This is a genomic window from Anthropogastromicrobium sp., from assembly GCF_037349415.1.
Taxonomy (GTDB): domain Bacteria; phylum Bacillota; class Clostridia; order Lachnospirales; family Lachnospiraceae; genus Anthropogastromicrobium; species Anthropogastromicrobium aceti.
This window is the reverse complement of the sequence record NZ_JAXWCK010000020.1, coordinates 80872-90441: the sequence shown is the minus strand read 5'-3', so window position 1 is coordinate 90441 and position 9570 is coordinate 80872. Positions and strand designations below refer to the sequence as shown.

Sequence of the window (9570 nt, the reverse complement as noted above, 5' to 3'; positions counted from 1 at the left end):
CTCAGGAAGTAAACAAGGAGATCGCTAAGTACGTTGACGTTATGATCGGTAACGAGGAAGACTTCACCGCTTGCCTTGGCTTCGAGATCGAAGGAAACGATGCAAACTTAAAGACTCTGAATCTTGACGGATACAAGAAGATGATCAATGAGGCTGCTAAGACTTACCCTAACTTCAAGGCTGTAGCTACAACTCTTCGTCAGGTTAAGACTGCAACTGTTAACGATTGGAGCGCAATTTGCTGGGCAGATGGTGAGATCTACAAGGCTAAGGATTACAACGGCCTGGAGATCATGGACCGTGTAGGCGGCGGCGATTCCTTCGCATCTGGTCTGATCTACGGTTTAATGACTACTGAGAACGCTGAGATGGCTGTTAACTATGGTGCAGCTCACGGCGCACTGGCTATGACAACTCCTGGTGATACCACTATGGCAAGCAAGAAGGAAGTAGAGGCTATCATGGGCGGAGCTGGAGCTCGTGTACAGAGATAAGTAATAATTCAACCCGGTAAGTAATGAGATCCTACTCGTGAATTTTACGAAAAATAATAGTAAAAATTTTCCCCTCGAAATGGTGTATAAACATCGTTTCGGGGGATTTTTGTATCTTAGGGATTGTGTATAAAATCTTGTTTCTTGATAAATACTGTGGAAGAGAGAAGCTTTTTAGCTAAGCTTTTTGAAACTATCCGTTATTTACAGGAGGAAAACAAACTGATGGATGATCAGACAAAAAAGCTTTTAAAGGAGTGTAATGTAGGCTGCAAGATGGCGCTTCAAAGTATGACACAGGTAGAAGATTATCTTGAGGACAGTGAGCTAGAGCAAGCTGTAGAGGATTATCGCAGAGAGCATGAGCGAGTAGAGAAGGAAACATCGCGTCTTTTAATGGAGGCGGGTGTATCAGAGAAGGATCCAAGTCCTGTGGCATCTGCATCTTCATGGATTACAACAGAGATGCGGCTTATGATGAAGGGAGATTGTCATCAGGTAGCAAAGCTTATGATGAATGGATGCAACATGGGGATTCAAAGCATTGCAAAGTGTCAGAATGAGTGTAAGGATGCAAGCTGGGAAGCCAGACAGATTGCAGAAGATTTGATACACACTGAAGAGGATTTTATGGGAAGGATGAAGGAGTTTTTGTAACTTAATCAGGGCGCTTATGCGCCCTTGCGAAATTTACGTGTCACATCATCGTAAATTGTTAGAGTAATATTTTCCAGTTGCATATCAACACCTAAATCGCTATAATGAGGGAAAATACATAAAGAAAGTAGAGGAAGACATGAAAAGTATAAAGAAATGGTCATTTACACAGGTCATGGTATTTGGCTTTCTGGTGCTGATACTTGTAGGTGCATGCATTTTAATGCTGCCGATATGCAATGCCAATGGAAAGTGGCTCAATTTTCCAGATGCACTGTTTACATCATGTACCTGTGTCTGTGTGACAGGACTAGTAACTGTTGTCCCGGCATTTCAGTTTACATTTCTGGGAAAGTTGGTCATGCTGTTTTTAATTCAAGTCGGAGGCTGGGGCGTTATTGTCTGTGTGACGTATGTGCTTGTTCTTATGAAAGTCAAACTCACCATTCAGGAACGCGTGATGCTGCAAAATTATTTTAACCGCGACAGTATGCGTGGTCTTGTCGGAATACTGCAGTATGTCGTAAAGGGATCACTTGTGGTAGAAGGCATTGGTGCGTTAGGATATGCATGCCGCTTTATTCCACAGTTTGGACTGCTTCGAGGCATATGGTATGCAGTGTTTCACTCAATATCAGCCTTTTGTAATGCAGGAGTAGATTTACTAGGCGATTCTAGTTTTGCGATGTATGCAGATGATGTACTGATAAATACAGTTACAGCTTTTTTAATTATAGCAGGCGGAATTGGCTTTATGGTATGGAGGGAATTGGTTGCTTTTATAAAAAAGGCAGCTAAGAAGGAGACAGGAATCAGACAGGGTCTGAGAAAGCTATCTCTTCATACAAAGTTAGTGCTTTTAATGACAATCAGTTTGTTATTGGGCGGAACTTTATTTTTCTTCATTGTAGAATATAATAATCCAAATACATTAGGATCTATGGGCTTTTTCCAAAAGCTGATGGCATCATTCTTCCAGTCAGTGACAACAAGAACTGCAGGATTTTTTACTGTGCCGCAGGATCAGCTTAGAGAGGTTTCGAGGCTGTTTAGCTGTTTTTTGATGTATATTGGAGGCTCTCCTGTAGGAACAGCAGGAGGTGTGAAAACAGTTACAGTAGCTGTTGTACTGCTTAGCTGTGGTTCTATTCTGGCAGGTCATGAAGATACAGAGTGCTTCAGGCGTTGTATTCCAATGAATATTGTTCGAACAGCATTGTCAGTTTGCATTGGAGGTTTATTGTTGGTACTAGTAGGCACCCTTGCATTAATGGTTGCAGAGCCAGAGGCAACAATTATGCAGGCTACATATGAGGTGGTCTCTGCAACGGCGACAGTAGGTCTGACAGCAGGTCTTACGCCGAAACTTCACATTGCTGGAAAATTTATTATTATTGCGCTGATGTATATGGGTCGAATTGGACCTATTACAATTCCTCTTATGATTGCAGGAAGTATAAAGAGAAGAAATGAAAAGAGAAGACTGCCAGAGGAACATATCATGGTAGGATAAAATTATTTTAAATGCGAGCTTTGAAAAGCAGAAGGGAAAGTCATGAAAAAACAGCAGTATATTGTATTCGGTTTAAATCGTTTTGGCACAAGTGTAGCGAGAACACTTGCAGCAGCTGGAAATGAGGTAGTGGCAGTGGATCAGGATGCAGACCGCGTGGCACAGATCGCTGATGATGTCAGCTATGCAGTGCAGGTTGATGTGGCCGATGAGGATGCCATGAGCGGTCTTGGAATGGAGCATATGGATGGTGCAGTCATTGCTGTTGCTAGCAACATGGAAGCAAGCATTGTGATTGCAATGAAATGTAAGGAGTATAACATTCCACAAATTATTGCAACTGGAAAAAACGAAGTGCATGGAAAGGTCTTGAAAAAGCTTGGTGTCACAAGAGTCGTATTTCCAGAAGTAGAGATGGGTGCGCGAGTTGGAAAATATCTTACGGCACGTGATTTTTCAGACTGGATTAATCTGTCAAATGATTACAGTATGGTCGAGATGGCAATTCCATCAGCGTGGGTAGGAAAGACTCTTCGTGAACTTGATCTTAGAAATAAATATGGAATGAACATTGCAGGTATTCGCATTAATAACCACATGAATTTGCAGTTTTCACCAGATGAAAAACTACAAAAAGATATGCAGATGTATGTCATTGGAAAAGACAAGGATCTGCAGCATTTCAATGGTTAAGGCATGACAGATTTGTCCTTTTGACAGATATTCCTATTTTTACACGGAAAACTTCTATATATTACTCAATTTACAGATTAGCCTGCGAATGATATACTTTTCTTGAAAAAAGAAAAGGGAGGTATCTGTTGTGAAAACATCATACAGATTATCAGAGGCAGCTTTCCGCCTTGATGGAAAAATGCCGCTGAAGCAGGCAATCCCGCTTGGCTTACAGCATGTGCTGGCTATGTTTGTGGGAAACTTAACGCCGCTTTTGATCATCACCGGCGCATGTGGAATTGCAGGCGGTGAGTTTGCAGATTTACAGCTGCAGCTTTTACAGAATGCAATGCTGGTAGCAGGAATTGTTACTTTAGTTCAGCTGTTCTCTATCGGACCGGTCGGAGGAAAGGTTCCGATTATTATGGGTACATCTTCTGGTTTTATCGGAGTATTTAACTCAGTTGCCGCAACTATGGGCGGAGGCGTTCTTGCCTATGGTGCCATTATGGGAGCATCCATAATCGGTGGTTTGTTTGAGACTGTTCTTGGTTTCTTCTTAAAGCCACTTCGTAAATTCTTCCCATCCGTAGTGACAGGTACAGTTGTTATGTCCATCGGTCTTAGCTTGATTTCAGTCGGCATCAATTCTTTTGGCGGCGGAAATACAGCAAAAGACTTTGGTTCCATGGAAAATCTGCTTTTAGCATTGTTTGTTCTTGTAATGATTCTTGTTTTCAAGCATGCGACAAAGGGCTTTGCAAGCTTTTCTGCAATTTTACTTGGAATTATCTGTGGTTATGTAGCAGCATTTATCATGGGTTTTGTACTTCCGACAACAGGTGTTACAGCAGATGGTGTTGAGTATACAAAGGCATGGGTATTAAATTGGCAGAAGGTAGCAGACGCGTCTTGGTTTGCAATTCCGACATTGATGCCGGTAAAGCCAGTATTTGATCTGCGTGCGATCCTCCCAGTATTGATTATGTTTGTCGTAACGGCAGTTGAGACTGTTGGTGATATATCTGGCGTTATGGAAGGTGGTCTTGGCCGTGAAGCTACCGATACAGAGCTTTCAGGCGGTGTTATGTGTGATGGTCTTGGATCTTCCTTTGCAGCACTGTTTGGTGTGCTTCCGAATACCTCCTTCTCACAGAACGTTGGTCTTGTAAGCATGACAAAGATTGTAAACCGTTTTGCATTGTCAACAGGTGCAATTTTCCTGATTCTTTGCGGACTCTGTCCAAAGCTTGGTGCAATCGTTTCAATTATGCCGCAGTCAGTTTTAGGCGGTGCAGCAGTTATGATGTTCTCCTCAATTGTAATTAGCGGTATTCAGCTGATCACAAAGGAGCCATTGACGGCAAGAAATCTTTCTATCGTTTCTGTTGCTCTTGGTGTTGGCTATGGTATGGGTGCAAATGCAAGCATCTTAAATCAGGCACCACAGGCAGTTCAGCTGATCTTTGGCGGTTCAGGAATCGTTCCGGCAGCACTTGTTGCTATTGTGTTAAATATTCTTCTTCCTAAGGAAAAGAAAGAGGATGCAGCAGCGTAAGCAAAGATCACATAAGCTGATATTTGAAGCGATTAAGAAGTATAAGCAAATCTTTTTGTGTATCAACATCTTTTAATTCATATTCATCCTGAACGGGTACTAATTGTATCCGTTCGGGATATTTTTTTGCAACAAAACCGCCGCCCTTTCCCTCGGGCAGAGAAAAAAGTTCAGAAAATGCCCAGCTTGGAAAAAGAACAGGGGCACCAGGAGTGTTTTGAAAGGCAGGGCGAATAATTTTTTTGTTGTCAGCTAAAAAAGCATCAATAAGATTAATTATAGTTTCGCGGCTAAGAAGCGGCTGATCGCCAGGACAAAACAGGCATCCGCTTATATCACCATTACGCGTAACCTCGTCCAAGCCCAGACGTATGGTATCATTTCTAAAGGGCTTATCATGCAAAATAACAGGAACATTTTGAGCATGGCACAGCGAAGCAACATCTGCATGGCGTGTCACAACAACGCGGTGTGAAAAAAGACCATCTGTAACAGTAAGTGCGCGACATATCAGGGGCTGCCCATCAAAATCAGCCATCAGCTTGTTGCCGCCAAAACGCTTTCCAAGCCCAGACGCCATAATGACACAGCCAAGATGTGGGGTAGTAGGGGTAATCTGCATAGTATATTCTCCATTTTTAGGTTAGGTTATTTTTTTAGGTACAGTTCACGGATAAGCTAATATTTATAGCAAAGCCCGAAGGTGAATGGATTTCACGAGCCGGACACTTGGAGCAGGTCTTTCAAAGTAATGTATGATAAGAAAGAACATAAAAGGAACCTGCGGAGTTTGGTCCGGCGACGAAACCATTGCACCGAAGGGCTTTTATTGCATGACGCGTGAACTGTAACCGTGAGCAGGAACTAATATGAAAAGTATATCAAAACTGCTTTTCAAAATCAAATTGGATTGGTATAATGAAAGTGATGCTTACAGCATAGGTATGAAAAATGCTGTGACAAATGATAATGGCAGTTTGTTAAAACGACGTAAGGAGATGAGAGGATGGTAACGATACAAAAATATGTTAAGGCGCAGAGTCTTGAGGAAGCATGGAAGCTTAATCAAGGCAAAAAGAATAGGATTCTTGGCGGTATGCTGTGGATGCGTCTTGGAAATGGTACTATAAGTACAGCGATTGATTTGTGTGATCTTGGACTTGACACAATTGAAGAGACAGATGAGGAATTTTCCATTGGCGCACGCGTGACGCTTCGTGAGTTAGAGCAGCATGTAGGATTGAATACATATACGCATGACGCTGTGAAAAATGCAGTAAAGGATATTGTCGGTGTTCAGTTTAGAAATATGGCGACAATCGGCGGAAGCATCTGGGGACGCTTTGGATTTTCAGATGTGCTGACTGTTTTTCTGGCTATGGACAGCTATGTGGAGCTTTATAAGGGCGGAATTGTTTCAATGGCAGATTTTGTTTCAATGAAAATGGATAATGATATTTTGATTCGTGTGATTGTAAAAAAGCGTGCCTGTCAGATCGCATATATGGCTGTTAGAAACCAGAGCACCGATTTTCCAGTGCTGACATGTTGTGTATCAAAACTGGATGGAAAGTATCGCGCTGTAATTGGCGCTCGTCCGAAAAGAGCAAAACTTGTTAGTGATGAGAATGGCATAATGGCAAATGGTGTCACGAAGGAAGTTGCCGCTGCATTTGCTTCATATGTCGCAGAACAGGTGCCAACTGACAGCAATTTGCGCGGCAGCAGTACTTACCGTACACATTTGATTCATGTATTGACAGAACGCTGTGTGGCACAGCTTTACAATCAGCAATAAATAAACGGCCCAAAATAGAAAGGGAAACGAATGGAAATCAAGGTTAAATTAAATGGAAAAAATGTAATCGGCAATGTGGAAGCAGATACAGTGCTGTTAGACTGGCTTCGTGAAAAGGGATGCCTTAGCGTTAAGCGCGGATGTGACACATCAAACTGCGGTCTGTGCACGGTATTTATGGATAATAAGCCGATTTTATCATGTTCAAAGCTTGCTGTGCAGGCAGATGGTCATGAGATTAAGACACTTGAAGGTCTTCAGGAAGAAGCATTAGAATTTGTAGGATTTATCGCAGATCAGGGAGCAGACCAGTGTGGTTTTTGCAATCCAGGTTTTGTTATGAATACAATTGCACTTCTTCGCGAAAATCAAGATCCAACGGATGATGAAATCCGCGCATTTCTTGCCGGAAATCTTTGCCGCTGTTCTGGCTACGAAGGCCAGCTTCGCGGAATCCGTAACTTTCTTGACAGCCGCAAAGCTTGTGCAGACGAGAAAAATAGCAACTGACAAAGTAGAGCTAAAAGCTCATATCATAGAAAAGGACTATTTTATGCAGAAAGAATATAAATCAATAAATAAATCTGTCCGGAAAAAGGATGCGATGCAGCTGCTTACCGGAAAGCCTGTTTATACAGATGATGTAACACCAAGCGATGCACTTGTGGTTAAGATTCTTCGCTCTCCTCATGCAAATGCCATTGTGCAGGAGATTAATACAAAGGCAGCAAAGTTAGTTCCAGGCGTTGTCGATATCTATACTTGGGAAGATGTGCCGAAGAATCGTTTTGCGATTGCAGGTCAGACCTTTCCTGAGCCATCGCCATATGACCGTTTAATTCTGGATCGTCATGTGCGCTTTTCAGGAGATGCGGTGGCTCTTATCGCAGCTGAAAATGAGAAGGCAGCCATTAAGGCAATGAAGTTAATCAAGGTAAAATATGAGGTGCTTGAACCTGTTCTTGATTTCCATACAGCAAAGGACAATTCTGTGCTTGTTCACCCAGAAGAGGACTGGTTTCCGCCGTGTCCTGTCGGAGGTGATAACAAGAGAAATCTTGTCGCAAGCGGATGTGACTTTGATGGTGATGTAGAAGGCATTATGGCAGACTGTGATATCACCATTGATCATACTTATCATATGAAGGCATATAATCAGGCAATGATGGAGCCATTTATCTGCTATACAAGTCTTGACCGTTATGGCAGACTTCACGTTGTATCCTCAACACAGATTGTATTCCATACAAGACGTATTCTTTCCAATGCGCTTGGCATTCCAAAGAGTCGTATTCGTGTGGAGAAGCCTCGTATTGGCGGAGGTTTTGGTGCAAAGCAGACAGCAGTTTGTGATGTGTATCCAGCTTTTGTCACTATGAAGACAGGTCGTCCGGCAAAGATCAATTACACAAGAACAGAAGCACAGATCGCTGGTTCTCCGCGCCATGAGATGGAAGTGCGCGTGCGCCTTGGTGCAAACAAGGATGGAAAGATTCGTGTGTTAGATCTGTACACCTTATCAAACTCAGGAGCCTATGGTGAGCATGGTCCGACAACAGTTGGTCTGTCCGGCCACAAATCCATTCCGCTTTATACAGGATCACTTGAAGCATTTCGTTTTTCATATGATGTTGTGTATACAAATCATCAGGCAGCAGGTGCATATCGTGGTTATGGAGCAACGCAGGGAATCTTTGCACTGGAATCTGCTGTCAATGAGTTAGCTGATAAGCTTGGCATGGATCCAACTATTCTTCGTGATAGAAATATGGTAAGAGAAGGCATGGTTATGCCAGCTTACTACGGAGAGACAGCAAATGCATGTGCGCTTGACCGTTGTATGGAGCACTGCAAGAAGATGTTTAACTGGGATGAAAAGTATCCTGTTCGTGACATGGGCAATGGCAAAGTGCGTGCAGCTGGTGTTGGTATGGCAATGCAGGGAAGCTGTATTTCAAACTTAGACGTTGGCTCTGCAACATTAAAGTTAAATGAGGACGGCGGCTACAATTTGCTTATAGGCGCTGCTGATATGGGTACTGGATGTGATACTATTCTTGCACAGATGGCAGCAGAATGCATGGACTGCAGCGTAGATGATATTGCAGTATTTGGAGCAGATACAGATGCTTCACCGTATGATTCTGGCTCATATGCATCATCAACTACTTATATCACCGGAAAGGCAGTAGAAAAGGCATGTGCTGACTTAAAGAAAAAAATCTGCGAGATTGCAGCACAAATGATGAACTGCGAGAAGGAAGATGTTGCATTTGAGAGCAGCCGTGTGCGCTGTATTTCAACTGGACAGACAGTGTCATTGTCAGAGATTGCCTATAAGACACAGCTGGCAAGCAACAGCAATGCCGAGGCAACAGCGTCTCATTTTTCACCTGTATCACCGCCGCCGTATATGGTTGGAATGGCAGAGATAGAACTCGATAAGCTGACAGGTGAGGTTAAGGTGCTTGACTTTATGGCTGTTGTGGACTGTGGTATTCCGATCAATCCGGCACTGGCAAGAATCCAGGCAGAGGGTGGAATTGTGCAGGGTATCGGTCATACTTTGATGGAGAATGTCACCTACGACAAGTCTGGCCGTCCAATTGAGTCTACCTTTATGCAGTACAAGATTCCGACACGTCTTGATATGGGCAAGCTGAAGGTAGAATTTGAACACAGCTATGAACCAACAGGACCGTTTGGTGCTAAGTCAATAGGCGAGATCGTAATCAATACGCCGGCACCGGCCATTGCTCATGCAATTTACCGCGCAACAGGAGTATGGCACAGAGAATTGCCTATTACACCAGAACAAATTGCTATGTCGATTGCGGAATAAGGCAGTCAATGGGGACAGGCGGTGGCTCATTAC

10 protein-coding genes are annotated in these 9570 nt (G+C 43.1%); 9 read left to right on the top strand and 1 reads right to left on the bottom strand.

Translation table 11 applies throughout. The features are described 5' to 3' along the window. The 5 genes from WJP93_RS03215 to WJP93_RS03195 all read left to right on the top strand — a co-directional run. Positions 1-494 (top strand): PfkB family carbohydrate kinase (locus WJP93_RS03215; protein WP_337546864.1); only part of this gene is annotated, 494 nt, incomplete at its 5' end. A gap of 225 nt (positions 495-719) precedes the next feature. After that, a complete protein-coding gene (locus tag WJP93_RS03210; RefSeq protein WP_337546862.1) occupies positions 720-1151 on the top strand; it encodes a hypothetical protein in 432 nt (143 codons plus the stop codon). 139 nt (positions 1152-1290) lie between these two features. After that, on the top strand, positions 1291-2664 hold the full coding sequence (locus WJP93_RS03205) for a potassium transporter TrkG (RefSeq protein WP_337546860.1): 1374 nt from the start codon (positions 1291-1293) through the stop codon (positions 2662-2664). A gap of 42 nt (positions 2665-2706) precedes the next feature. Beyond that, positions 2707-3357 (top strand): TrkA family potassium uptake protein, encoded by a 651-nt coding sequence (locus WJP93_RS03200; protein ID WP_118614155.1) that lies wholly within the window; start codon positions 2707-2709, stop codon positions 3355-3357. A 181-nt stretch (positions 3358-3538) separates the two neighbouring features. Then, positions 3539-4897 carry a nucleobase:cation symporter-2 family protein gene (locus tag WJP93_RS03195; RefSeq protein WP_337546868.1) on the top strand — a complete coding sequence of 453 codons (1359 nt, stop codon included), beginning with the start codon at positions 3539-3541 and terminating at the stop codon, positions 4895-4897. A 7-nt stretch (positions 4898-4904) separates the two neighbouring features. Here the strand turns inward: WJP93_RS03195 and WJP93_RS03190 are convergent, their stop codons facing one another. Beyond that, a complete protein-coding gene (locus tag WJP93_RS03190) occupies positions 4905-5477 on the bottom strand; it encodes a nucleotidyltransferase family protein (RefSeq protein WP_337546867.1) in 573 nt (190 codons plus the stop codon). 289 nt (positions 5478-5766) lie between these two features. Here WJP93_RS03190 and WJP93_RS03185 point away from each other — a divergent pair, with 289 nt between their 5' ends. The 4 genes from WJP93_RS03185 to WJP93_RS03170 are packed head-to-tail and all read left to right on the top strand — an operon-like array spanning position 5767 to position 9537. After that, on the top strand, positions 5767-5910 hold the full coding sequence (locus WJP93_RS03185) for a hypothetical protein (protein ID WP_337546859.1): 144 nt from the start codon (positions 5767-5769) through the stop codon (positions 5908-5910). Next, positions 5904-6695: an FAD binding domain-containing protein gene (locus WJP93_RS03180; RefSeq protein WP_337546858.1), complete on the top strand. Its 792-nt coding sequence runs from the start codon at positions 5904-5906 to the stop codon at positions 6693-6695. Before WJP93_RS03185 ends, WJP93_RS03180 begins: the two co-directional genes overlap by 7 nt. A 30-nt stretch (positions 6696-6725) precedes the next feature. Continuing rightward, positions 6726-7205 (top strand): 2Fe-2S iron-sulfur cluster-binding protein, encoded by a 480-nt coding sequence (locus tag WJP93_RS03175; RefSeq protein ID WP_066561354.1) that lies wholly within the window; start codon positions 6726-6728, stop codon positions 7203-7205. Between the two features lie 43 nt (positions 7206-7248). Further along, a complete protein-coding gene (locus WJP93_RS03170) occupies positions 7249-9537 on the top strand; it encodes a molybdopterin cofactor-binding domain-containing protein (protein WP_337546856.1) in 2289 nt (762 codons plus the stop codon). The last annotated feature ends 33 nt before the right edge of the window (positions 9538-9570 follow it).